Source organism: Streptomyces sp. NPDC034103, from assembly GCF_055575395.1.
This window is the reverse complement of record NZ_JBVISS010000002.1, coordinates 229662-255107: the sequence shown is the minus strand read 5'-3', so window position 1 is coordinate 255107 and position 25446 is coordinate 229662. Positions and strand designations below refer to the sequence as shown.

General features: G+C 72.4%; 18 protein-coding genes. 10 read left to right on the top strand and 8 right to left on the bottom strand.

Going from position 1 to position 25446, the window contains the following annotated elements; all coding sequences use genetic code 11:
• Positions 1–49: 49 nt before the first annotated feature.
• Positions 50–937, top strand: coding sequence for an NAD-dependent protein deacetylase (locus tag ACZ56U_RS04250; protein ID WP_469082496.1), 888 nt, complete (start codon positions 50–52; stop codon positions 935–937).
• 66 nt (positions 938–1003) lie between these two features.
• Here ACZ56U_RS04250 and ACZ56U_RS04245 read toward each other — a convergent pair whose 3' ends face one another.
• The 3 genes from ACZ56U_RS04245 to ACZ56U_RS04235 form a co-directional block, all read right to left on the bottom strand.
• The gene (locus ACZ56U_RS04245) at positions 1004–2662 is read right to left on the bottom strand and encodes an NAD-dependent malic enzyme (protein ID WP_469082495.1); all 1659 of its coding nucleotides are present in this window, start codon (positions 2660–2662) and stop codon (positions 1004–1006) included.
• A 311-nt stretch (positions 2663–2973) separates the two neighbouring features.
• Entirely contained in the window at positions 2974–3909 is a 936-nt protein-coding gene (bdeA, locus tag ACZ56U_RS04240; protein ID WP_469082494.1) for a bis(hydroxyethyl) terephthalate hydrolase, read from the bottom strand.
• Between the two features lie 206 nt (positions 3910–4115).
• On the bottom strand, positions 4116–5723 hold the full coding sequence (locus ACZ56U_RS04235; RefSeq protein ID WP_469082493.1) for a helix-turn-helix transcriptional regulator: 1608 nt from the start codon (positions 5721–5723) through the stop codon (positions 4116–4118).
• 241 nt (positions 5724–5964) lie between these two features.
• On the opposite strand from ACZ56U_RS04235, the gene ACZ56U_RS04230 reads away from it, so the two are divergent.
• Positions 5965–6537, top strand: a complete 573-nt coding sequence (locus ACZ56U_RS04230; RefSeq protein ID WP_469082492.1) for a PadR family transcriptional regulator — start codon at positions 5965–5967, stop codon at positions 6535–6537.
• 75 nt (positions 6538–6612) lie between these two features.
• Complete coding sequence (locus ACZ56U_RS04225) at positions 6613–8337, top strand: acyl-CoA dehydrogenase family protein (RefSeq protein ID WP_469082491.1); 1725 nt, start codon at positions 6613–6615, stop codon at positions 8335–8337.
• Between the two features lie 122 nt (positions 8338–8459).
• On the opposite strand, the gene ACZ56U_RS04220 is transcribed toward ACZ56U_RS04225, so the two are convergent.
• Complete coding sequence (locus ACZ56U_RS04220; protein ID WP_469082490.1) at positions 8460–10028, bottom strand: alpha/beta hydrolase; 1569 nt, start codon at positions 10026–10028, stop codon at positions 8460–8462.
• Positions 10025–11248 carry a serine hydrolase domain-containing protein gene (locus ACZ56U_RS04215; RefSeq protein ID WP_469082489.1) on the bottom strand — a complete coding sequence of 408 codons (1224 nt, stop codon included), beginning with the start codon at positions 11246–11248 and terminating at the stop codon, positions 10025–10027. Before ACZ56U_RS04215 ends, ACZ56U_RS04220 begins: the two co-directional genes overlap by 4 nt.
• 319 nt (positions 11249–11567) lie before the next feature.
• Between ACZ56U_RS04215 and ACZ56U_RS04210 the strand changes: the two genes are divergently transcribed.
• From ACZ56U_RS04210 to ACZ56U_RS04200, 3 genes are all read left to right on the top strand, one after another.
• Entirely contained in the window at positions 11568–12524 is a 957-nt protein-coding gene (locus ACZ56U_RS04210) for a GlxA family transcriptional regulator (RefSeq protein WP_469082488.1), read from the top strand.
• A 131-nt stretch (positions 12525–12655) separates the two neighbouring features.
• Positions 12656–13654: a type I glyceraldehyde-3-phosphate dehydrogenase gene (gene gap, locus ACZ56U_RS04205; RefSeq protein WP_469082487.1), complete on the top strand. Its 999-nt coding sequence runs from the start codon at positions 12656–12658 to the stop codon at positions 13652–13654.
• Positions 13655–13911: 257 nt separating this feature from the next.
• Positions 13912–14700, top strand: a complete 789-nt coding sequence (locus ACZ56U_RS04200; protein WP_469082486.1) for a TSUP family transporter — start codon at positions 13912–13914, stop codon at positions 14698–14700.
• Between the two features lie 318 nt (positions 14701–15018).
• On the opposite strand, the gene ACZ56U_RS04195 is transcribed toward ACZ56U_RS04200, so the two are convergent.
• The gene (locus ACZ56U_RS04195) at positions 15019–15459 is read right to left on the bottom strand and encodes a VOC family protein (RefSeq protein ID WP_469082485.1); all 441 of its coding nucleotides are present in this window, start codon (positions 15457–15459) and stop codon (positions 15019–15021) included.
• Between the two features lie 469 nt (positions 15460–15928).
• Here ACZ56U_RS04195 and ACZ56U_RS04190 point away from each other — a divergent pair, with 469 nt between their 5' ends.
• From ACZ56U_RS04190 to ACZ56U_RS04175, 4 genes are all read left to right on the top strand, one after another.
• Complete coding sequence (locus ACZ56U_RS04190; RefSeq protein WP_469082484.1) at positions 15929–16552, top strand: LuxR C-terminal-related transcriptional regulator; 624 nt, start codon at positions 15929–15931, stop codon at positions 16550–16552.
• A 120-nt stretch (positions 16553–16672) separates the two neighbouring features.
• Positions 16673–18496 (top strand): S8 family serine peptidase, encoded by a 1824-nt coding sequence (locus ACZ56U_RS04185; protein ID WP_469082483.1) that lies wholly within the window; start codon positions 16673–16675, stop codon positions 18494–18496.
• Positions 18497–18524: 28 nt separating this feature from the next.
• On the top strand, positions 18525–19601 hold the full coding sequence (locus ACZ56U_RS04180; RefSeq protein ID WP_469082482.1) for a ComEC/Rec2 family competence protein: 1077 nt from the start codon (positions 18525–18527) through the stop codon (positions 19599–19601).
• Positions 19598–20833: a patatin-like phospholipase family protein gene (locus ACZ56U_RS04175; RefSeq protein ID WP_469082481.1), complete on the top strand. Its 1236-nt coding sequence runs from the start codon at positions 19598–19600 to the stop codon at positions 20831–20833. The genes ACZ56U_RS04180 and ACZ56U_RS04175 overlap by 4 nt, the downstream gene beginning before the upstream one ends.
• Before the next feature lie 41 nt (positions 20834–20874).
• On the opposite strand, the gene ACZ56U_RS04170 is transcribed toward ACZ56U_RS04175, so the two are convergent.
• Together ACZ56U_RS04170 and ACZ56U_RS04165 are read right to left on the bottom strand one after the other, a co-directional pair.
• A complete protein-coding gene (locus ACZ56U_RS04170) occupies positions 20875–21765 on the bottom strand; it encodes a hypothetical protein (protein ID WP_469082480.1) in 891 nt (296 codons plus the stop codon).
• 184 nt (positions 21766–21949) lie between these two features.
• Positions 21950–25279: a S8 family serine peptidase gene (locus ACZ56U_RS04165; protein WP_469082479.1), complete on the bottom strand. Its 3330-nt coding sequence runs from the start codon at positions 25277–25279 to the stop codon at positions 21950–21952.
• Between the last annotated feature and the right edge of the window lie 167 nt (positions 25280–25446).

Here is a 25446-nt window from a genome sequence, read left to right as displayed (position 1 = left end):
CCTCGCGGGTGCGACGCCTGTGCGCTCACGGGTTCCGTACCCTGGCGGCATGCGCATGCGCCCCACTCTGAGCTGGACGCCCGACGAGGACCTGCCGCCCGGCACCACGGATCTCGCGCCGGTCGTCGACGCCCTGCGGACCGGGGGTGTGCTGGTGCTCAGCGGTGCGGGCATCTCCACGGAGTCGGGCATCCCCGACTACCGGGGCGAGGGCGGCAGCCTCGGTCGGCACACGCCGATGACCTACCAGGACTTCACCGCCGGCGCCCAGGCCCGCCGCCGGTACTGGGCCCGCAGCCACCTCGGCTGGCGCACCTTCGGCCGTGCCCGCCCGAACGCCGGGCACCGGGCGGTGGCGGCGTTCGCACGGTCCGGGCTGCTCACGGGCGTGATCACGCAGAACGTGGACGGCCTGCACCAGTCAGCCGGCACCCCGGACGTCGTCGAGCTGCACGGCAGCCTGGCGCGGGTCGTCTGCCTGTCCTGCGGTGCCGTCAGCTCCCGCCGGGAACTCGCCCTGCGTCTGGAGGAGGCCAACGCGGGCTTCGAGCCGGTGGCCGCGGGAATCAACCCCGACGGCGACGCCGACCTCACCGACGCGCAGGTCGGGGACTTCCGCGTGATGCCCTGCGTGCGCTGTGGCGGCATCCTCAAGCCGGACGTCGTGTTCTTCGGCGAGGCCGTCCCCGCGGCACGGGTCGAGCACTGCCGCCACCTGGTCCGCGAGGCGACCTCCTTGCTGGTCCTGGGCTCCTCGCTGACCGTCATGTCCGGGCTGCGGTTCGTCCGCCAGGCGTCCGAGGCCGGGAAGCCGGTACTCATCGTCAACCGGGACCCCACCCGAGGCGACCGGCACGCCCTCACCCGCGTCGCGCTGCCGTTGGGGCCGGCCCTGAGCAGCGTGGCCGATCAACTGGACCTGCGCGTCGACGCGTAGAGGGCGGTCGGGGGACCCCATGACGGCCGGCCGCCACGGGACCCGTGCCTGGGGTGCGCGGCGGTGTCAGGACGGGTAGCGCGGGGTCCACTGGGTCCGTGCGATCGCCTCGCGGAGTGCGTCCTCCGTCGCCTCGGGGGCGACGCCGTCCTCGACCGCGGCCTTCGCCACGGCCAGCGCGATCTCGCGGGCCGCGTCCCGCATTCCGGCCAGCGGGGGCAGCAACGGGGTCGCGTCGCCGTCGCCGGCGCGCACCGCGCACTCCCCCACGGCGCGGGCCGCCGCCACCATCATCCGGTCGGTGACCCGGGTGGCCCGGCACGCGGTGACGGCCAGACCGACGGCGGGGAAGACGTACACGTTGTTCGCCTGCGCGACCGGCACCTCACGCTCGCCCAGCTTCAGGGGCGGGAACGGCGAACCGGCGGCGATGAGCGCCCTGCCGTCGGTCCAGCGAGCCAGGTCGGCGGGGTCGGCCTCGGCGTGCGAGGTCGGGTTGGACAGCGGCAGGATGACCGGCCGGTCGACGTTCTCGGCCATGCTCCGCACGATCTGCTCGGTGAACGCGCCGTGCGCCGTGGACAGCCCGATCAGCACCGTCGGCTTCACCTCGTCGACGACCCTGGCCAGGTCGTGGGCGCCCTCGCCCCACGGACGTACCTCCGCGTCGTCGCGGGCGTAGACCCGCTGCTCCGGTGTGAGCCCGGTGCGGGAGCGCACCAGCAGGCCGTCGATGTCGACGAACCAGAAGCGGTCGGCGGCCTGTTGTTCGGTGAGGCCTTCGCCGACGAGTGCCGTGCGGATCATGTCGGCGACGCCGATCGCCGCCGATCCGGCGCCCAGGACCACGACACGGTGGTCGGTCAGCCGTGCTCCGGCGACCCGGGTGGCGGTGGTCAGCGCACCGAGCGCCACGGCGGCCGTGCCCTGGATGTCGTCGTTGAAGGTGAGCAGCTCGTCCTGGTAGCGGGTGAGGATCGGGCGGGCGTGAGGGGTGGCGAAGTCCTCCCACTGGAGCAGGGTGTCGGGGAGTTCGGACCGCACGGCGTCGACGAAGGACTCGATCATCTCGTCGTACTCGGCGCCGGTGACCCGGTGGCGGCGACGGCCGAGGTAGTGCTCACCGGCCAGCAGGTCCTCGTTGTCGGTGCCGACGTCCAGCAGGATCGGCAGGGTGCGCGCCGGATGGATGCCGCCGATGGCGGTGTAGAGGCTGAGCTTGCCGATCGGGATGCCCATGCCGCCCACCCCCTGGTCGCCCAGGCCGAGGATGCGCTGGCCGTCGGTGACGACGATGACGTCCACGTCCCGGCCCGGCCGGTTGCGCAGGATGTCGCGGAAGCGGTGCCGGTCCTCGTAGGTGAGGAACAGTCCGCGCGGCCTGCGGTAGATCTCGCTGAAGCGGCGGCAGGCCTCGCCGACCGTCGGGGTGTAGACGATCGGCAGCAGCTCCTCCAGATGCCGGGTGAGGAGGGCGTAGAAGAGCACCTCGTTGGTGTCCTGCAACTGCCGCAGGTAGATGTGCCGGTTGAGCGGCTTGTCGTACCCGAGGAGTGCCTCGTACGCGCGGTTCGCCTGCTCCTCCAGGGTCTCCGTGGCCGGTGGCAGCAGGCCGTCCAGGCCGAGTTCGGCACGCTCTTCGGTGCTGAAGGCGGTGCCCTTGTTGAGCAGGGGGTCGGCGAGGAGGGCGGTGCCGCGGGGAGAGGACGGGCTGGTCGATGTCATGGCGTTCCTCTGGTGCGGGGTGGGCTGGTGTCGGGGGACGAGGTGCCGCGCAGGTCGGCGCTGACCTGGTCGAGCATCGTGCCCACCCCGCCGTCGAGCGCGGTCCGGCCCGCCGCGCAGGCGGACCCCGTCACCTGACCGGCGGAGACGGGCCACCTGTGCGGGTGCCCGCTTGGGGCCGTAGATCACCTCGTGGGGCGCCCTGACCCCGTGGTGTCGCGCGGACAGCGCGCATGACGGCGCTGTCGCCGCCGCTCGGCCGGGAAGCGACCGTGCGACGGCGACAGCGTGACGGGCCCGGGGGCCGGGGATCAGGAGGTGTGCGGGCAGTTGCCGCGGGACTCGGCGATCGACAGACTGACGGCCGGGAGCGGGCAGAGGAACTGCTCGTAGCGGGTGTCGTTGTCGATGAACCGCTTCAGCCAGGAAATGCTGTACTTGGCGATCGTCGTGTCGGAGGAGTTCGGGGTGAAGTGGGTCGCGCCGCGCAGTTCGATGTAGGCGCGGTCGGTGGTGGACGGCAGGCTCGCGTAGAACGGCTCGGAGTGCGTGGCCACGGGCGCGATGGTGTCACCGTCGGCGCCGACGACCAGGGTGGGTGTCCTGACCTCCGGCCAGGTCTTGTCCAGGTTCCAGCCGGTCAAGGGGATGGCGGCCTGGAGGGAGGGGCGGGACTTGGCCGCTTCGAGGGTGCCGCCGCCGCCCATGGAGTGGCCCATCACTCCGAGGCGTGAGGCGTCGATGCGGCCGCGGACCGTGCTGCGCTGGGTCAGGTAGTCCAGCGCGGCCAGCAACTGCGTTCCTCGGCTGTCCGGCTGGTCGGAGGTGGTCAGGGTGTCGATCGTGAAGACGACGAAGCCCTGGGAGGCGAGCCGCGGGCCGAGCCAGGCGATCGAGGACTGGTAGGCGGTGAAGCCCGGTGACACCGCGATGGCCCCGAACGTGCCGTCGGCGGTGCTCGTCGGGTAGTAGATGGTGCCGCCGCCGAACCCGCTCGCCGCGAGGCGCGACACGCTGGTCTGCGACACGGCGTAGGGGCCCCGACTGGCCTCGATGCTCGCCCGGGTGGGTGCCGGGCCCCGCTCGTACGGGTTGTCGGCCGCCTGGGCGCCCCCGGTCTGCGAGGTCAGCAGGCCGACGAGCGCCGCGGCCGTGGCGACGCCGGAGGCGAGGCGCCCGAAACGGCGGCGCCGGTGGTGGCGGTGCGGGGTGCTCGGGGGACGGAAGGTCTCAGGGTCGTCGCTCATCACGGCTCCTTCGAGGGTGAGGGTTCCGGCGCCCGCGGGCCTGGCGGCGACCGCCGCGGGAGGGGCGCGGTCGCCCGGCGTGACACGAGTCATCCGGCGGTGAACAACGTAGAAGCCGACCGAAAGTCAGTCATCCGTGGAATCACCAGTCATGCCACAGGGCACCCACGCGCCCCGCGACGCCCTCAGTTCGGTGCCGGCTGCTCTCAGGCCCGGACCTGCTCCTCGTCCTCGTCCGTGTCGACGTTCGCCAGCAGATGCGCGAGGCCGGTGCGCGAGCGGACGCCCAGCTGCGCGAAGACGTTGCGCAGGTGGTACTCGACGGTGCGGATGCTGATGGACAGTTCCGCGGCGATCTCCTTGTTCGTCGCGCCGTGCGCCACGTCCCGGGCGATGCGCACCTGTTGCGGTGTGAGCGAGGACAACAGCCCCGTCTCCCCCGCTCCGGTCACCTCGCCGGCCGCCCGGAGCTCCGCGCCCGCCCGCTTGGCCCAGAGCCCGGCGCCGCAGTGCTCGAAGCCCATCAGCGCGGCGCGCAACTGGGTACGTGCCTCGGTGGGCCGCCGTCGACGCCGTAGCCACATGCCGAAGGCCAGGTGGGTGCGCGCGTGCTCGTACGGCCCGGACGCCCGCTCGTGGTGGGCGAGCGCGGCACGGTAGAGCTCCTCGCTGCGGTCCGCGGACGCCAGGAGTGCGCGGCACCGCGCCAGCTGCGCCGGTGCCTGCGGGTCGGCGCCGAGATCCGCCCAGACGGCGAACAGGTCGACCATCCCGGTCGCGTCGAGGGCCTGGTCGGACAGGACGCAGGCCTCGACGAAGCAGGGCACGGCCAGGAACCACAGCCCGAAATGGCCCTGCCGGGCGCCGGGTTGGACCAGCGGGGCCAGCCGGGCGGCCGCCCGCTCGACCTTGCCCGCCCCCAGTTCCGCACGCGCTTGCGCCCACGCGGCGAGAAACGCGGCCTGGGCCAGCCCGTGCGGCTGCGCCACCGCCATGACCTCCGCCACCTGGGCGCGGACCGTGGGCAGGTCACCCGCCATCGACACCACGAGCGCGCGTACGGCCGACAGTTCGGCGGCGACGTTGCGCTGACCGAATCTCCGCGCCAGCACCAGCCCCTCCTCGGCGTGGGCGCGGGCCTGGGGGTGCCGGCCCTCCCGCAGCTCGGCGCAGGCGAGGTGCGCGAGGATGCCCGGGACCGCCGTCTCCGCTCCCGCCGAGCGCGCGGACGCCAGGGCGAGGCTGAGAAGCCGGCGCGCGAGGGGCAGCCTGCCCAGGAGGAGGGCCACGCTTCCGGCCTCGCAGAGCTCCTCGGTGTCCGCGCGGGTCGTGACCTGCCGCAGCCGGGGTTCCAGGACCGTGACGGCGCGGGGGAAGTCCCCCTGGACCACCGCGCTCATGCCGATCCAGTGGCCTCTCCAGCCGGCCTCGGGACATCCCGGGGCGCACAGTGTGGACGTGTGGTCGGCCCCGCAGACGTGGCAGGGACCCACCGCGAAGACGCGCCGGTAGCTGTCCTGGTCACCGGCAGCCCAGGCCGCCGACGCCGCTGCCAGCAGGGCGCGGCGTGCCGCCGGAGGGTCCGTCTCACGCAGCCCGGCGGCGGCACGGAGCAGCGCCGAGCAGGCATCCGCCACGGGGCCGTCGCGCAACTGCTCCTGACCATGCGCCAGGGCCCGTCGGGACGCCGCGTCGCAGGCACGCGGCGCGATGGTCGCGCGGGGCGCGGGTGGCAGGGCGCGTGCCCCCGGTGAGCCGAGCCCGGCCACACCGACGGTGCGGACCGGAAAGGCGCCCCGCGTGTCGTCGTTCACACCCATCACCACCCCGGATGCAGCTGTCCCTCGCGTTACTCGGGACGTCGTTGTTGAAAGAATGTCCAACAACGGCTCGTCCGTCGACAGTCAGCGCAACGTTTCGTGGTCGGCCGGGACTCGCGCCGGTGCCGGGCGGTGCCCGTGGGGAGGTCGCCCGCTCCGCGCTCCGGGGTGACCCACGTCGCATCGAGGCGGGTGGGACTTGCTATGCAACGAGTTGCATAGCACGATCGGTGTCATGGCGCTCGAACACGCGATCTTGGTGTCGCTCCTGGAGAAGCCGGGCTCCGGCTACGAGCTGGCCCGCCGTTTCGAGCGGTCCATCGGCTACTTCTGGACCGCCACCCACCAGCAGATCTACCGCGTGCTCAAGCGCATGGAGAACGACGGCTGGGTCGACGTCCGGGACGTCCCGCAGCAAGGCCGGCCGGACAAGAAGGAGTACTCCGTCGCCGACCTCGGCCGCGCCGCGCTGTCCTCCTGGCTGCACGACCCGATCGAGCCGGAAAGCGTCCGCCACGACCTGGCGGTGAAGATCCGGGGCGCCGCCTTCGACGACCCCGCCGCACTCGTGCGCGAGGTGGAGCGGCACCGGCAGGCGCACCAGGAGCGGCTGAAGCACTATCTCGTGGGCGAGGAGCGGGACTTCACCGGGCCCGAGGCGAGCGCGGCCGCCGCGAAGGCACCGCTCGACCCGGAGCGAGAGCTCCAGCACGTCGTCCTGCGCGGCGGCATCGCCTACGAGCGCATGATGATCGGCTGGCTGGACGACGTGCTCACCACGCTGGCCCGTTTCGGCCCGAGCCACTGACCGCCGCCCCACCCGACTCCCCCATACCCGGTTCCACGATTCCCGTCCGCCCGTCTGTCGAAAGAGACCCTCACCATGGCTGACCAGCTGCTCTTCAACCCGCGCACGTACGACCCCGCGCACTTCGACCCCGAGACACGCCGCCTGCTGCGTGCCACCGTCGACTGGTTCGAGGAGCGCGGCAAGCGACAGCTGATCGAGGACTACCGCACGCGCGCCTGGCTCGGGGACTTCCTCGGCTTCGCCGCGAAGGAGAACCTCTTCGCCACCTTCCTGACGCCGACCGCCGCCGCCGGACCGGAAGAGCCGGACAAGCGCTGGGACACCGCCCGCATCGCCGCCCTCAACGAGATCCTCGGCTTCTACGGCCTGGACTACTGGTACGCCTGGCAGGTCACCATCCTCGGTCTCGGCCCGGTCTGGCAGAGCGAGAACGCCGCCGCCCGCGCCCGCGCCGCGGAACTCCTCGCCCAGGGAGAGGTGTTCGCGTTCGGCCTGTCCGAGAAGGCCCACGGCGCCGACATCTACTCCACCGACATGCTCCTCGAGCCCGACGGCGACGGCGGTTTCCGCGCCACCGGCTCCAAGTACTACATCGGCAACGGCAACGCCGCCGGACTCGTCTCCGTCTTCGGCCGCCGCACCGATGTCGAGGGCCCCGACGGTTATGTGTTCTTCGCCGCCGACAGCCGCCACCCGAACTACCACCTGGTCAAGAACGTCGTCGACTCCTCCAAGTTCGTCAGCGAGTTCCGCCTGGCGGACTACCCCGTCACGGCCGAGGACGTCCTGCACACCGGCCGGGCCGCCTTCGACGCCGCCCTCAACACGGTCAACGTCGGCAAGTTCAACCTGTGCACCGCCTCGATCGGCATCTGCGAGCACGCGATGTACGAGGCCGTCACCCACGCCCACCACCGCGTCCTGTACGGCCGCCCCGTCACCGCCTTCCCGCACGTGCGTCGCGAGTTGACCGACGCCTACGTCCGGCTCGTCGGCATGAAGCTGTTCAGTGACCGCGCCGTCGACTACTTCCGTTCCGCCGGCCCCGAGGACCGCCGCTACCTGCTGTTCAACCCGATGACGAAGATGAAGGTGACCACGGAGGGCGAGAAGGTCATCGACCTGATGTGGGACGTGATCGCCGCCAAGGGCTTCGAGAAGGACAACTACTTCGCCCAGGCCGCCATCGAGATCCGCAGCCTGCCGAAGCTGGAGGGCACCGTCCACGTCAACCTGGCGCTGATCCTCAAGTTCATGCGCAACCACCTCCTCGACCCGGCCGACTACCCGAGCGTGCCCACCCGACTCGACGCGGCCGACGACGACTTCCTGTTCCGCCAGGGCCCCGCCCGCGGCCTCGGCTCCGTGCGCTTCCACGACTGGCGCCCGGCCTTCGACACGTACGCCCACCTTCCCAACGTCGCCCGGCTGCGCGAACAGGCCGACGCGCTCTGCGAGTTCGTCGCCACCGCCGGGCCCGACGCGGACCAGAGCCGCGACCTCGACCTCGTCCTGTCCATAGGCCAGCTCTTCGCACTCGTCGTGCACGGCCAGCTCGTCCTGGAGCAGGCCGCCCTCACCGGACTCGACGAGGACGTCCTCGACGAACTCTTCGCCGTCCTCGTACGCGACTTCTCCGGCCACGCCGTCGAACTCCACGGCAAGGACTCCGCGACCGAACGGCAGCAGGAGTGGGCCCTGGGCTCGGTCCGCCGGCCGGTCGTCGACACGGCACGCACGGAACGCGTCTGGCAGCGGGTCGAGGCACTGGCCGGCGCGTACGAGATGGCCCCGTAGGCGAGCGGTACGCATCGACGGTGGCCGGCCCGCAGGGGCCCGGCCACCGTCGGGCGGGGGCGGGAAACCGGATGATGACGGGCCGATGCCCATGCTCCGGAGACCTTTCCGCCCCTACGCGCTCACCGGTCGCGCGCCTCACACGTGACGTCCCTCGCCGGGAGGCGGCCGGTGGCGAGGTAGGTGTTGACCGTGGCGTCGACGCAGGGGCTGCCGAACACGCCGTACACCGCGTGCTGGTCGGCGCCGCGCAGGGTGACCAGACGGGACGAGGGCCACGCACGGCGCATCGCGGTGGCGCCCTCGTAGGTGCTGCGCGGGTCCCCGGTGGCGTTGACGAGCAGGGCGGGCAGGTCGTCCCTGACGGTGGTCGGGCGCTCGCGGGGCCGGTCCCAGAAGGCGCAGGGGTTCAGGTTGTGGGCGACGGGGCCGAACAGCGCGTCCCGGGCGCGGGCGTGCTGTATGTCGCGCCAGTAGACCTCCCGATCCCGCGGCGCGGCGACGTCACCGCAGAGGATCGCCGTCTGGACGCTGCCGTAGTGCGAGTCGGCACCCGTCAGCATGAACGAGAGAGCCCCGGCGAGCCACGGTGACGGGGTGACCTGTCGCCCGCCCGCCGCCCGCAGCATGTCCCGCACGCCCTGCGCGAACTCACCGTAGGCGGTGTCGTTGTCCTGCGAGAGGCCGTTGAGGACGACGAGGGGGACGCTGTGCTCGTCCACCCGGTGTTCTCCGATCCGCAGTGGTGAGCGGGCGGCGGCCGCCTGGACCCGGTCCACGACCGCCAGAACCGCTCCTCGGGTACGGCCCAGGCCATAGGTCGCGTCACGGGCGGCGGCCCACGAGGCCCAGTCCCGCAGGGCGTGGCGGTTGGCCTTCTCGGTGCCCCGCAGCAGCCGGGGACCGTACCGGTCCGGGTCTATGACACCGTCCAGGACCACCCGGTCCGTACGGGAGGGGAACATCGTGGCGTACACCTCGCCGAGGTAACTTCCGTACGAGTAGCCCAGGTAGGAGATCCGCCGCTCGCCGAGCGCGGCGCGGATGACGTCCATGTCCCGCGCGGTGTTGCGGGTCGTGACGTACGGCAGCACGTCCCCCGCGTGCTGTCGGCAGCGCCGGGCGAGGTCCTCGGAGAACGCCGCCACGCGGTCGAACCCGGCGCGGTCGACGCCCGCACCGCGGAACGCGGAGCCGGTCGGCCACTTGCAGTCCAGCGGGGTGCTGCGGCCCACGAAGCGGGGATCCACGCCCACGACGTCATAGCGCGCTCCGACGTCCTGCATCGCCTGGCGCACCCACGGCGGGTCACCGAGCGTCTGCCCGCCGGGGCCACCGCCGTTCAGCAACAGCGGACCGACGCGGTGACCGGTGTCGGTGGCGCGGATCCGGGAGATCGCGACGGTGATCGTACGGCCGCCCGGATCGCCGTAGTCCAACGGCACGGTCACGTCGGCGCATCGGGCGCCGGCCTGTTCCAACTCCTTGCCGGTCGCGTCGTCCGAGCCGAGCACGCAGCTTTTCCAGGCGAGGCGCTGGTGGTGATAGCGCGCGAGCGGGTCGGAGGCCGCTTGGGCCGGAAGGGCCGTGGCGGGCAGCGCGGTAAGTGCGAGTGCCGTGGCGGCCAGGCCCAGCGCGGTTTTCCTCGCCGTCCTCGAAGTGCCCTGCTGCGAACGGGCTGAGCGGATCACTGGCGTTCCCCTTCTGTCGGTTCCGTTCCTTCGGAAGGCCGCCCTTCGCACAGGGCGGTCTGGACCAGCTCCAGGAAGTCCTGTTCGCTCTGGAGCGTGTCCGGCACCTTGTTGAGTGCGACCGCGACGCTCCGCCCGCCGGGGCCCATGGCGGCCAGCGCGCGATGGCCTCCGGGTACGGTCCCGGCGTGGCCCCACCACAGCCCGCCGCAGCGCAGCGGGGAGGCGATCAGGCCGAGCCCGTAGCGGGCGCCGGGCCACAGCCGTTCGGGGTCGGCGGCCACCGTCCGCCGCATGTCGGCCAGTTGGGCGGGCGGCAGCAGACTGCCGCCGAACAGCGCGGTGACGAACCGGGTCAGGTCGGCGGGCGTGGAGACCAGGGCGCCGCCGACGCCGCCGAAGGTCGTGTTCCACTCGGTGCCGTCGGCGAGGCGGCCGTCCTCGGCGGTGAAGTAGCTGCGTGAGTGCGGGCCGTGGATGCGGGGGTCGTCCCCGGGCCAGTACGTGTCTCGCAGCTGCAGGGGCCGGATCACGCGGCGGGTGATCTCCGCCTCCGGTGAGTGGCCGGTGACCTCGCGGATGATCAGGCCCGCGAGCAGGTAGTTGGTGGTGGCGTAGTGCCATGCCTCCTTAGGGCGCGGAAGGTCCAGGGCGCGGGCGACGAGTTCGCGCGGCTCGAAGTGCCGGTATCGGAGGGCTTCGAAGTGCTCCCACTCGGGCGCGTCGAGGTAGTCGGGCAGCCCGCTGGTGTGCCGCAGCAGCTGCCGTACGGTGATCCGGCGGCCGTCGTAGCCGCCGCGCCGGATCAGTCCGGGCAGGTAGCGCTCCACGGGGGCGTCGAGCGCGATGCGGTGCTCGGCGGCGAGTTGGAGCACGACCGTCGCGGTGAAGGTCTTGGTGACGCTGCCCGCGCGTAATCGGTCGGTGGTGTTCATGGGGCGCCCGGTGCCGAGGTCGGCCGTCCCGGCGGTCGCGGTCCGGGTCGGACAGGGGGCACCGGGGGCGGTGTCGGTGACCAGGACGGCGGCCCCGGTGATCCGGTCGCGTTCCGTGAGGGTCCGTAGTGCCCGGCGCAGTTCGTCGTGCGGTCCGCAGTCGGCGTGTTGCCGAGCCGGGGACGGCTGTGCGGCGGCCGGAGCGACAGGCACGACCAGGGCGGCGAGCAGGGCCGCCACGCCGGTCCGTCTGCGCAGCGTCGAGGTGATGCGGGAGGAAGCCATGCGCCACAACGCTAGGCACGCGCCCCGGCGGGGTCACTCGGGCTGGCCGCCGCTTCGCGGGTGGGGGCAGCCGCAGGACACACCGGGGGGCATCCCCCGGCGGAAGGCGCGCCACAGACTCAGCCGCGTGGAACCGGCCCCTTCACCGGGGCTTCAGACACCGAGGCATGCTCCCCGGCGGCGCGGTGACGGGCGGTCAGGGATCGTCGAGGACCCGACGTAGCCTCTTCGCCGAGGCCTTCAGACACCGAGGCGTCCTCCCCGGCGGGGCGGTGACGGGCAGTCAGGGATCGTCGAGGACCCGACGTAGCCTCTTCCCATGTCAGCCACGCCCCTGCATCGCGTCGCCGTCCTCGTGCTCGAAGGGGCGAAGCCGCTCGACGTCGGAATCCCCGCACAGGTCTTCACGACCCGCGCGAGCATGCCGTACGAGGTGCGGGTGTGCGGGGCGGCACCGGGGCTGGTGACCGGCGGCGACGGTCTGTCGTACGCCGTCGCCCATGGCCTCGACACCCTGGCGTGGGCCGACATCGTCTTCGTCCCCGGCTATCGGCACCCCGACCGCGAGGACCCGCCGCCCCCCGTCGTCGACGCGCTGATCGCCGCCCACGCCCGGGGCGCACGGCTCGCCGCCATCTCCACGGGCGCCTTCGCGCTCGCCGCCACCGGCCTGCTCGACGGCAGACGCGCCACGACGCACTGGCACTACACACGCGCGCTCATGGCCCGCCATCCGCTCGTCCAGGTCGACGAGAACGTGCTGTTCGTCGACGAGGGCAGCGTGCTCACCTCCGCCGGCGCCGCCTCCGGCATCGACCTGTGCCTGCACATCCTGCGGGGCGACCTCGGCGTGGCCGCCTCCAACCACGCGGCCCGCCGTCTGGTGGCGGCCCCCTACCGCAGCGGCGGCCAGGCCCAGTACGTGCCGCGCAGCGTCCCCGAACCGCTCGGCGAGCGCTTCGGCACCACCCGCGAGTGGGCGCTGCACCGGCTCGGCGAGCCGCTCACCCTCGACATCCTGGCCCGGCAGGCCGGGGTCTCCGCGCGCACGTTCTCCCGGCGCTTCGTCGAGGAGACCGGCTACACGCCGATGCAGTGGGTGATGCGCGCCCGCATCGACCTGGCCCGTGAACTGCTCGAACGCTCCGAGCGCAGCGTGGAACAGATCGCCGACGACGTGGGCCTCGGCACCGGGGCGAATCTCCGCCTGCACTTCCAGCGCATCCTGGGCACCACACCGAGCGAGTACCGGCGCACCTTCACGCGGGGTGAGTAGCACGAGGACGGCAGCGGAGGCGGCTGTGGCAACGGTGGTGGCGAGATCCTTTTGAACCGTGGCGATCTCGCCACTGTCAGCGGGACGCGCCGCGCGCGAGGCTGGGGTGGCGAAGGGAAGGGACCTCACTCATGACTCGCATCGCCATCAACGGTTTCGGCCGCATCGGACGCAACGTGCTGCGCGCGCTCCTGGAGCGCGACAGCGCCCTCGAGATCGTCGCCGTCAACGACCTCACCGAGCCCGCCGCGCTCGCCCGGCTGCTCGCCTTCGACAGCACGGCCGGCCGCCTCGGTCGCCCCGTCACCGTCGACGGCAACACCCTTGTCGTCGACGGCCGTCGGATCACCGTGCTGGCCGAACGCGAACCGGCGCAGCTGCCGTGGGCCGAGCTCGGCGTCGACATCGTCCTGGAGGCCACCGGCCGCTTCACCTCGGCCAAGGCCGCCCGCGCCCACCTCGACGCGGGTGCCCGCAAGGTGCTCGTCAGTGCGCCGTCGGACGGCGCCGACGTCACGCTCGCGTACGGAGTCAACTCCGACACCTACGACGCCGAGCTGCACACGATCGTCTCCAACGCCTCCTGCACCACCAACGCGCTCGCGCCGCTGGCCAAGGTGCTCGACGACCTGGCCGGCATCGAGCACGGGTTCATGACGACGGTGCACGCCTACACCCAGGAGCAGAACCTGCAGGACGGCCCCCACCGCGACGCCCGTCGCGCCCGGGCCGCCGGCGTCAACATCGTGCCGACCACGACCGGTGCCGCCAAGGCGATCGGCCTGGTGCTGCCGAATCTCGACGGCAAGCTGTCGGGCGACTCGATCCGCGTCCCGGTGCCGGTCGGTTCGATCGTCGAGCTCAACACGACCGTCGCCCGGGACGTGACCCGCGAGGACGTGCTCGCCGCCTACCGTGCCGCCGCGGAGGGCCCGCTCGCCGGTGTCCTGGAGTACTCGGAGGACCCGCTGGTCTCCTCCGACATCGTGGGCAACCCCGCCTCGTCGATCTTCGACTCGGCCCTGACCCGCGTCGACGGCCGCCACGTCAAGGTGGTCGCCTGGTACGACAACGAGTGGGGCTTCTCCAACCGCGTGATCGACACGCTCGAACTCCTCGCCAACGGCTGACCGGAGGCGCGCGACCGCACCGCCCCTCCCCCTTGAGCGCTCCGGCAGGCCAGTCCGGCCGACCGGAGCGCTCAAGGCGCGGACGCTGATCCGCCGACGGTTCGCCGGGGTGCCCGGTTCGTCATGCACCGCGTCACCGGGCCCGGGCGCCGAATCCCCGTTCCGGCCTCCCCGCCGCTCATGAACATCCTGTTGCAGCCCCTCATCGCGAAGGCCGAGCCGCTGATACTGGCCGTGCGGGCGAAACGGGGGCACTGGTGGACTGGACGTTGCCGCAAGGACTGGCCGCCGGTCTGCTGATCGCGACCGTGACGGCGCCCGTCGGCGTGTCCGGCGCCGTGTTCCTCCTCCCCGTCCAGCTGAGCGTCTTCGGTGTGCCCAGTCCGGCGGTGACCCCCACCAACCTGCTGTTCAACGTCGTCGCGGGTCCGGGCGCCCTGTGGCGCTACCGCCGCGCAGGCGCCCTGCGGGGGGACCTCGCACGCCGCCTCGTGCTGGGCACGCTTCCCGGCGTCGTCATCGGCGCCGCCCTGCGCGTCTTCGCCCTCCCCGGCCCGGACGTCTTCCGCCTCCTCATCGCCGTCCTGCTGCTCCCGCTCGGCCTGTGGCTCTGCCTGCGCGCCCTCACCCCGGCACGGCACGAGGGACGCCTGCCTGCGGGTGAGTTGCCCCCACGCACTCTCACCTGCCTCGCCCTGGTGGTCGGAGTGATCGGCGGCACGTACGGCATCGGCGGCGGCTCCCTTCTCGGTCCGATCCTCGCCGGACGCGGTCTGCCGGTCGCGCGGGTCGCCCCGGCCGCGCTGTCCGCCACGTTCGTCACGTCCCTGGTCGGCGCGGCCGCCTACGCGCTGCTGTCCCTGGTGAGTTCCGCGGACGTCGCCCCCGACTGGTGGCTCGGGCTCGCCTGCGGCACCGGCGGACTGCTCGGCGGCTATCTCGGCGCCCGCCTCCAACCCCGCCTGCCGGAACGAACCCTGCGCCTCATGCTCGGCACGTCCGCCTCAGCCCTGGGAGCCCTGTACGTCACCCAGACCCTGCGCTGACCTTGGGTCGTCGATCTCCGGTGCGGCCGGAGCGGGTTGACCAAGGACGACGCGGCGCGAAGGCACTTCGAGGGAGGCCAGACCCTGTCCGCGCGTGCGGGCAAAGGAACGGGGCCTGTCCGCTTGCGGACAGGCCCCATATGGAGCGCCGGGCAGGCCTTGCACCTGCATCTCCCCGCAGGAAGCGGGGCGTCTTTCCTTGGACCACCAACGCAGCACCGGGCGACGTGAGTTGCGGCGACCAGCTCGTGATCAACTCTACCCCATGTCGCGACGGCCCGACGCCCGGCGCCCGACGATGACGTCGATCACCCGCGCCTAGCCGATCCGTTCGGCCAGAGCGACGATGATTCCCGACGGGCCGCGGAGGTTGCACAGTCGGTAGGCGTTCTCGTACTGCGCCACCTCGCCCAGGAGTTCGGCGCCGTGTCGGCGCAGTCGGGCGATCGTGTCGTCGATGTCGTCGACGGCGAACATGACGCGGTGCAGGCCCAGAGTGTGGGGTGCCGGGGCGGGCGGTCCGGCGGTGATCGCCGCGGGGCTGTGGAACTTCGTCAGCTCCAGCTTGCCGTGCCCGTCCGGCGTACGCATCATCGCGATGGCGCTGCGGACCCCGTCGAGGCCGACCATCCGGTCCGCGACGATCCCCTCGATCCGCGCCTCGCCCTCCAGCTCCATACCGAGCTCGGTGAAGAAGGCGACGGCGGCCTCCAGGTCGTCGACGACGATGCCTACGTTGTCCATCCGCTGAATCGCCACGGGGTGCTCCTTCTTGATCGCGGTGTCCGCTCCGGTTGCTGATACCCCTGGGACGGAACCGCCGCCGCTTTCTCGACCTGCCGGCCTGGGCGCGACGAAAATCGCGTCCGGTGCCGCTGGTGAAACGCGGTCGGGTGCGCCGGAGAGGGCGTGCGGCTCACGCCGGCCGGCCGTGTCGTGATGCGCCTCCTGGTGCCCCGGCCCCTGGGCCCGCTGCGCCGCACGGACCCCGCTCTTCAAGTCGTCAGCCGGGAGGGCGGCACCCCCACCCTGGTGCGCGCCCCCGCGGGCCTGCCGCATCGACCCCGCCCTGCTCGCCCCGATGCCCCCGACGGTCCGCGCACACCCGCGTGCCACGCCTCGGCGTGCCGGACCGCCGCGGGCCCACAACACTGGACCCACAACGCTGGAGCTGTCAGCCCGTGCCCGCGCGGCCCGGGGCGCCGGCCCGGGTGGACGTGAGGTGCCGATGAGTGCGGAGGCCAGGCGTGTCGCCGTCGTGGGCGACTGTCCGCTGTTCCGCACCGGCGTGGCGCATGTCGTCGAAGGCGCCGACGACCTCGCGCTCGCGCTCGCCACCCGGTCCGCCGACGAGGCCGCGCACAGGCTGCGCCAGGGGGACATCGCGCTCGTGGACCTCCAGCTGCCGCCGGTCTGCCTGGCGGAGGCGGTGGGGCATCTGGCCGCCGGGGGCATCGAGGTCCTGGTCTTCGCCTCCGCGCGGGACGGCCGCGTGCTGCCCGCGCTGCGTGCCGGTGCCCGTGGCTGTCTCGACCGTCACGCCGACGAGGGCGAGCTGCTGGCCGCGATCCGGCTCGTCGCCGACGGCTGCTCGTACATCTCCGCGGAACTCGCCGTGCGACCGGACACAGAGCCGTCGTGTCATGTCACGGACCGTGAACGCCAGATCCTGGAGCTGGTCGCCCACGGTGAGACCGACCACGCCATCGCGCTCCGGCTGGGCATCAGCGAGCACACCGTGCACTCCCATCTGGACCGCCTCCGGGACAAGATCGGCTCCCGACGCCGGGCGGATCTCACCCGCTTCGCCCTGACCCACGACATCATCCCCACGGTCCCCTGGACGGGGTAGCACTGCCCCGCCGGGTGTGGGTCCTTCTGCCCTGTGCAGCCCCAGTCCCGCACCCCACACTGAGGGCGAGAGCGCTTCATCAGCATCCGCACCGGCACCTGGAGCCAGGGTGAGGACCAGATGGACCGGAACAGACTCGAGGAACTCTTCTACGGCAAGGGCCCCCGGCCCGTCCCCTGGGCGACGGACTGCCCCGTACGGTTCGACGCCCTGCTGGCCCTCGCTCGTTTCCCCGAGGACGCGGCGCAGCCGCGGGAGGACCTGATCCTCGCGATCAACGAGGAGTACGGCGTCCAGCAGATCCTCCAGCGCTTCAGGAACCTGCGCATGACGGACGACTGCCAGCCGATCGCGTCGGGCAGCTTCATCGCGGCGAAGCTGACCCTGCGCGAGCTCGTCCAGACCGTGCTGCCGAAGACCAATCTCAACCGCGTCCTTCGCGATGCGCACGACCTGGCGCAGCGGCAGGGCGGCGCCGGCATCGAGGACGCGCTGCGCGACGACCCTCCGGCCGCGGCGCAGCCGGGCGGCGTTCCCGAGCGGGCCAGTGACGTCCACGACAACTCCGCGCGACGGCAGGAGCGCACCCGCCACCAGAGGTGGTTCCTCAGGCTGCTGAGCGCGATCGTCACGGAGTCGAGCCCGGCGCTGCGCGACAGACCGTCGTCGGACCCCGAGGTCAGCGCGGAGATCGCCGAGATGCTGATCGGCGTCCACCTGGAACCGTCCGACACCGATCCCCCCGCGGATCCGGCCGCGCACGGCGTCCTCGACCGCAGGCAGCGGTATCCCATCCTGTCCGTGACCGCCAACCGGCAGGCCTCCTCCGCGGTCGTACGGTCCCGGGCCACCATCAAGGCCGACGCCGCAGAGCAGGTCTTCTCGGTGAACTGCAGTTCCATAGGCTGGGCCGTGGTGGACAGCGGCATCGACGCACGGCACCCGGCCTTCTACGACTGGGACACCACGGCCACACCGCAGCCGGTGCCGCGCCATTCGCGCATCCCCCGCGCCTTCAATTTCGTGGGTGTGCGCAGGACCCTGTCCCTCGACGCCCTCAACGACGGCCGGATCGACTGGCCCAAGGCCCTGCCGTACGCGGAGATCGACCTCGCCGCGGCGCCGGCCACCACACAGCCTGCCGAGGTCCCGCGCCATCAGCGGTACACCACCCCGCTCGATCCGCACGGCACGCACATCGCCGGGATCATCGGCGGCTGGTGGCCGCGTCCCGAGGAGGAGTTCCGCGGCATCTGCCCGAGGATCCAGCTGTACGACTTCCGGGTCCTCGGCGACGAGGGAACGGGGGACGAGTTCTCCATCGTGACGGCCCTGCAGGCCATCCGGTACATCAACGAACAGGCGGGACGGTTCGTCATCGCCGGGGTCAACATCAGCCTGTCGGTGCCGCACGACGTGGCCAGCCACTCCACCGGATGGACCCCGGTGTGCATCGAGTGCGACCGTCTGGTCCGGTCGGGGGTCGTGGTCGTCGCCGCGGCCGGGAACTCCGGGTACGCCGGAGCCGTACGCACGTTGGGGCGGGACTACCGCGGTGCGAGCATCTCCGACCCCGGCAACGCGGAGTCCGTCATCACGGTCGGCTCCACCCATCGCACCAACCCGCACCGCCACGGGGTCAGCTATTTCTCCAGCCGCGGCCCCACCGGCGACGGCCGGCCCAAGCCGGACCTGCTGGCGCCGGGCGAGGACATCGACGGGCCCGTGCCCGATCAGGGCATCGCCGCGCTGCACGGCACCAGTCAGGCGGCGGCGCACGTCAGCGGGGCCGCCGCGATGCTGCTGGCCCGCAACCGGGAACTGATCGGGCGCCCGGAACGGATCAAGCAGATCCTGTGCGCGACGGCGACGGATCTGGGCCGGGAACGGCACTACCAGGGATCCGGCCTGGTCGACGTCCTGCGCGCGATGCAGTCCGTCTGAGAGCGCCGAGCCCCCGAAGGAGCGGTCCATGTTCACCTTCGACTTCCTCAACGCCCGGCACGGCGATTCCTTCCTGGTCCGGTGGGGGGCGAACGAGAGGGTCATGCTCGTCGACGGCGGGCCGAGCCAGGTGTACGAGACGTCCCTGCGCGAGCGCCTGTCACAGCTGCCGGCGGACGCCCGGGGCGTCCCGCGGATCGACGTCGTCTGCCTGTCCCACGTCGACGACGACCACGCGGTCGGCGTCCTCAAGCTGCTCCGCCGGATACAGCACGCCAGGGACGACCAGGAAGCCGATCCCTTCGCCGTACGGAAGGTCTGGTTCAACGCGGTGGAGGAACTGGTGGACCACGAGGAGGAGGGGCTGAGTGCCTCGACGCGGGAGCTCGTCGACCGCGCGAGCGCCGAGAGCGGCGCCGTCCGGGCCAGTTACAACCAGGGACGGGCCATCCGGGACGCGGCGGCCGCACTGGGGCTGGACGGCAATCCCCTCTTCGACGGGCCGCTCCTCACAGGCGGGGCGGCGACCCTGGACCAGCTGCACGTCACCGTGGTCGCCCCGGACGAGACGGCGCTGGAGGAACTGGCCGACCGCTGGCTGACGGCGCGCCGGCTCCAGGACCCCGGCGTCATCACCTCGTCCTACACGGACGGTTCCATACCGAATCTCTCCAGCATCGTCCTGCTGCTGAGGCACCGCGGACGCACCGCACTGCTCACCGGCGACGCCAGAGGCGACCGCATCCTGGCCGGGCTGCGCGACACCGGACTGCTGGACGGCGCCGGCCCGCTCCACGTCGACCTGCTGAAACTGCCCCATCACGGCAGCGACCGCAACGTGAAGAGCGACTTCTTCGACCATGTCCACGCCGACCACTACGTCATCTCGGCCGACGGGGTGAAACACCATCACCCCAGCGAGGACACCCTGCGCATGCTGGTCGAGTCACGCGACCGCGAAGACGAGTACACCATCCATCTGACGAACCGGATCGACTTCGCCGAGGACACCCTCGCGGATCTCCACCACCACCGGCGCTTCACGGTCAGGGTCCGCCCGCCCGCGGACCTCGCCGAGGTCATAGAGGTCGGCGAGCAGCCATGACCCGCTCCCGTCATGCCGACAGCCGCTGGGCCGTGGACTCCCCCGCCGGCGGCACCGGCCTGCGCGCGCGGCCCTGCGGTGACACCCTGCGCCCCGCCCCGCCGCCCCCGGCCGACGCCCCGGTCGCCGTCGCACTCTCCGGAGGCGGCTTCCGGGCGACGCTCTCCGCACTGGGCGTCCTGCGCTTCGTCGCCGACGCCGGGATGCTGCCCGAGCTGCGCTACGCGTCGTCGGTGTCCGGGGGTTCGATCGCCAACGGCCTGCTGGCCGCCCGGTGGCCCGCCCTGAGACGGAGGGGCTTCACCCCGGCGGCGGTCGACGAACTGCTCACCGACCCGACGATCAGGAAGATCAGCTCCCGCTCGCTCAAGAAGGCACTCCTACGCGGCCTGTGGCGGACCGTGGGGTCCTCGACGCGCACCGAACTCCTTGCCCGGCGCCTGGACGAGTGGTTCTTCGACGGCATCGAGCTGGCGGATCTCGACCCGCAGGTCCGGTGGATCCTGAACGCCGCCAACCTCACGACGGGCGCCCGCTTCACCTTCGAACGTGACGTCTACGGCGACTACACCATCGGTCTGGCCCCGACGGCCCGAACCGGTCTGAGGCTCAGCGTCGCGGCCGCCGCCTCGGCCGCGGTACCCGGCGCCTTCCCGCCCCTGGTCCTTCACCGCGCGGACTTTCCCTGCGCCACGGACGCGCCCGCCCTCCTCGACGGCGGCGTCTACGACAACACCGGCTCGGAAGCCCTCGACAGCGAGCGCTACCGCGATGTCTTCCTGCTCGTCCTCAACTCCGGCGGGCTGCTGCGACCGGGAGCGTACGGCGGCCTGCCGATCGTCCGGGACCTGGCCCGCGCCAACTCCCTGCTGTACCGCCAAAGCACGGCGCTGCGCACGCGGTTGATGGTCGAGCGCTTCCAGCGCGGTCACAGCGCCGGCCCCGGCGAGCCCGTGCCCCCCGGCTCCCGCCGAGGCGTCCTGATGGCCCTGGCCACGGACTTCCCCGACCAGGGCACCGGGCCCCTGGCCATGTGGCGGGACGCCTTTCCCGAACACCGTGCCTACGACGGCCGCGACCTGTCCCTCGTACCGACCGTCTTCGACCAACTCGACGAACCCCTGTGCCGGGCCCTGGTCCACCGCGGCTGGTGGCTCACCGGCGCGGCCCTGTCGACCTACCACCCACACCGCCTGCCGGACCTCGGCGCACTGACCCCGCCGCCCCTGTGAAGCCGACGCCGGACGGCCGCAGAACAATCCTCCGCCCTGCGCTACTTCCCTTGCGTGGCTTCGCCGAGTTCCGCCAGCTTCTCGGCGGCGCGGGCGGCGGTGCGTCGGGCGGTCGTGGCGGTGCGGCGGGTCCGCTGTGCCGCGTCGCGGGCCGAGCTCGCGGCGGCGCGTGCCTCACGTTCGTCCTCGCGGGCCTGCCGCAGTTGCTCCTCCAGCTCCCTCACCCGGGCCCCGGCCTTCTCGGCTCGGGCGGCGGCGGACTCCTGGGCCTGTTCGGCCCTGGATTGTTCCTTCTCGCTGCGGGCCGCCTCCGCGGCGGCGTCCTGCGCGGCCCGCCGGGCGGCGTCCAGCTGCTTGCGGCGGGCGGCGTCCTGGCGGTTCGGGCGTTTCGCCGGGGGCTTCTTCGGGGGCCGGGGTTCGGGGGCCGGCCGTCGGGTGGGAACGGTGTCGGGGGTGACGGCGGTGAAGCCGACCGTGGCGTCGGGTGCCTTGGTCAGCCGGCCCGCGGCCCACTCCTGTGCGACCGCGGGGTCGGCGAGGGCACTGTGCAGGATCTGCTCGACCTCGTGGCGTACCGACTCGGTCAGCGCCGGCCCGGCCTGCTGGGCGAGGGTGGCGGCCTCCCGGGCCAACGCGGTGATCATCTGGTTCTGTTGCCGGCTGGCCTCCCGGAACTGCCCGGCGTCCAGCGTGCGGTGTGCCTCCCGCAGCGTCTGTCCCAGCGCGAGCAGCCGCTCGGCCTCCTCGGGGCGCTCGCGCACGAACAGGTTCGAGGCCCACGCCGCCGTCGTCGGCCGCCGCAGTGCGCCGATCCTGCGCGCCGCCGCCATGTCCTTGGCGCGCCGGGCCTCGGCGACCCGTGCGTCCCGCGCCGCGACGAACTCCTGCGGCCTCAGCGCGTACAGCTCTCCGGCGACCTGATCGACATCCACTCCCTCACCCTGGGCCTGGACGAGGGACCTCGCCACTCCGCCCGAGCGTGCGCGGTCGCCATCACCCGCACAGCCGCAGCCCAGGACTTGGAAGCGAGCCCGGCGCCGGTAAGCGCTTCGGCCCTCCAGGGAGAGGCCGATGCGCTTACCGGCGCCGGGTGGCAGTCACCCTCGTGGGGTCAGCTCACCGAGTGAGCCGGTAGGCGTTCGTGATCGTCTCGCGGACGGTGTTGCCGGCCCTGTCCTTCAGGTCCCCCCGCAGGGACACGGCCTTGGCGCTCGCCGGAGGCTTCACGCTCACCGAGCGCGCGCCCTGCGCGTCGGTCGTCACGGTGAGCGGCTTCCAGGTCCGGCCGCCGTCGTAGGAGACGTTCACGCTCAGCGCGGCGACCTGACCGGTCGCGGCGGCCGGGCCGCTGAGCTTCAGCGGCACCTTGAGCGTGCTGCCCACGGGAGCGGTGCCGCGCAGGCTGAGCTTCGGCGCGAACCGCACCGTCGACAGCGGCAGCCAGGTCGCGACGTCCGACGTCGGGCGGGCCGAGGTGAACGTCCACACCCCGGTCACCTTCGTACTGGTGGAGGTGTCCGCGGCGGCGCGGCTCGCCTGGACCGTCAGACGGTACGCGGCGCTGGCGGCGGGGACTTGGGCGCTGAGCCATTCCGTGGCCGGGCCCTCCCCGAGAATCTGCCCGCCGGATTCCAGCCGGGCGAAACCGCCGGTGACGACCGACGACCCGGTGTTGCCGCTGCCGTCGTTGAACAGCGGGATCCTGGCGCTGATGTAGTCACCGGTCCGCTCGGCGCCCTTCCCGTCCGGGCTCTTCGCCGCCAGGTCGGGACCGACCACACCGGTGTTGAACCTCAGCGTCTGGCTGGAGCCCGGCTTGTAGGTCACTTTCTGCTTGGTGAAGACCATGCGTTCCTCGTTGCGGGCGTTGAGCTGCGCGGCCGTCCAGGACCAGCGCACGCCCTCCGTGCTGAGGTAGTGCGTGGTCGACTGCGGCAGTTTCTGTGCCCGCGCCTCCTCGATGTCGAAGCCGCTTCCGCGCTCGTCCAGGGGCCTGATGTCCACCCGCCCCTTGGCGTCGGTGACGGACGCGCCGAAACCGAGCTTCACCTCGGCGACCTCGGCGCGGGTGACGGTGCGGTTCAGACCGGTGAAGAAGCTGCCCTTGCGGTGGAAGGCGAGCCGGTGGTCGACGTTCTTGCCGGCCGTGCCGGGGTTCTTCCACACGCCGTGGAACTGGGCGCGCATCGCGTCGGACGCCGGGCCGAGGGAAGCGGTGCGGATCTGCGGCACTCCGATCGTGGACCAGACGTTGCTCACGCCGACCGTCTCGTCGTAGTACCCGACGACGGAGGAGACGATCTTCGCGGCCCGGTCCGGGGCCTTCACCGCGAACGGCTTCGCCTTGCGGGTGTCCAGGGTGACCGTGACGTTCCCGGTCAGCTTCAGCACCGGCTGGACGAAGAAGCCCAGGGTGTTGTCCTCGCCCAGGACCATGCTGTCCACCTGGTAGGTCCCCTTGCGCAGCCGCTGGACCACCTTGCCGTCCGCGCGCGCGGGAAGCTCGACGTACCCGCCCTCACCGTCGGCGCGGTTGATCACCGTCGTGTAGCCGGCCGGGGCCGTCCCGGCGGCGTCGAGATGCTTCACCGTCACGTCGTACGACTCCACCTCGCGCTCGACGGCGAGGCCGGTGCGTACCTGCTGGCCGTCGCCCGACGCCAGTACGGTGCCGCCGAAGACGCCGTCGACGGTGCCCCTGCTGGTGTCGGCGGTGACGGTGGTCTTCGCGGTGCCGCCCGCCGGCACGGTGAGCTGGGCGTCCTTGAGGGTGAACATGCCCGCCGGGGCCGGGGCGCCGGAGGGGCCGACCGCGGCGGTGGTGAGCTTCAGGGTGACGGCCTGGGTGCCGAGGTTGCGGTAGGTGAGGGTCTTGGCGACCGGCTTGTCGTCCGCGTGCGGCCAGGACTGCAGGCCGAAGCCCACCGAGCCCGGCTCGGAGACCACCGCGGCGGTGGCGGCCCGCTCCAGATCCACCCGGCCCGCGCCCTGCTGATAGGCGTTCAGGTTGGGGTTGGGCTTGGCCGAACCCGTCAGCAGCGCCTTCAGCCGGGCTCCGCTGAGACCCGGGTGCTGCTGGAGCACGAGCGCGGCGGCACCGGCGACGTGGGGAGCGGCCATCGACGTTCCGGACTGCGCCCAGTACCCCTCGTCCGAGGGCTCCGCGCGCTGTGTCGTCAGGGCGGCGGTGATGTCGACGCCGGGGCCGGTGATGTCCGGCTTGGGCCTGCCGTCGAGGGTCGGACCCCGGCTGGAGAAGTCGGCGATCTGGTCCTGCTTGTCCACGGCACCGACGGTGAGCGCCGCGGGGGCGCTGCCGGGCGTCCCGAGCGTGCTGGGCTTGTCGCCCTCGTTCCCGGCGGCCACCACGAACAGCGCCTTGGAGGACAGCCGGGCGACGGCCGCCTCCATCGGGTCGACACCCGGGGTGTCGGGGGAACCCAGGCTCATGTTGACGATCTTCGCGCCCTGGTCGACGGCCCACTGCATGCCGGCGACGATGCCCGAGGTGTCTCCGAACCCGTGGTCGGCCAGGACCTTGCCGTCCAGCAATTGCACGTCGGGCGCCACGCCCTTGAGACGGCCGCCCGACTTCGCGCCGCTGCCGGCGAGGATGGACGCCACGTGCGTTCCGTGCCCGAAGCGGTCCTTGGTGTCCGGGGCCTCGGAGAAGTTCTTCTGAACGATCTCGACACCCTTGAGGTCCGGGTGGGTCTGGTCCACCCCCGTGTCCAGGACCGCCACCTTGACACCCTTGCCGGTGTAGCCGGACCGCCACATCGTGGGTGCGCCGATCTGCGGGACGCTCTCGGCAAGGGAGGCCCGGACCCTCGCGTCCAGCCAGACGTGGGCGACGGACCGCGTGGAGGCGGTCGCCCCGTTCACCGTACGGGCCGGGGCATGGGCGGTCACGGCCGCCCACAGCGCCGCGGCGCCGGACTTGGGCGCCTTGAAGGCCTCGCCGCCGACCGCCGGCAAGGGGCGGCGCTCCCGGACGACGACGCTCGCGAACGGATCGCGGGCGGCGCCGAGGGCCGTCGTCGTCCCCGCGCCGTCCTGGCGGTAGCCGACGATCAGCGGCAGCGTGGAGCGGCGCCCGTCGTCGTGGCCGTCCTTCACGAGCCCCGCGACATCGAAGAGCCTGCGGTCCAGCACCCCGTCGGCGACCAGACGCAGGGCGTCCTGCGGGACGACGTAGGTGTGGCCGGCCGCACGCCGTACCGAGATCCCGATCCCCTCCCGCCCCTCGCCGCGGTCGACCGACACCACCTGGCCGTCGGAATCGACGCTCACTCGGTCCCCGGTGATCAGCGTGACCGTCGCGGGCGGCTTCGCCGTCGTCGAGGCCTTCGCCCCGTCGAGTCCTCCGCCGTCCGCGGCGCCCGCCGACTGGCCTCCCCCTGCGACCGCCCCGGTGACCAGTACCCCGGCCACCACGGCGGCCATGGCCGCCGTTCTCCCTCGTGCTGTGGATCCCACTCTCGTTCCCCCGCTCTCACCGACTTGTCTGTGCGTTGCCCCTAACCACCCGTCCGGGCCGCGGAGGGTTGCCCGCGGATCCGATGAATCGCTCTCCTCCCCCGCAGGCTCCTCACCCGCAAGCGATGAGTTCT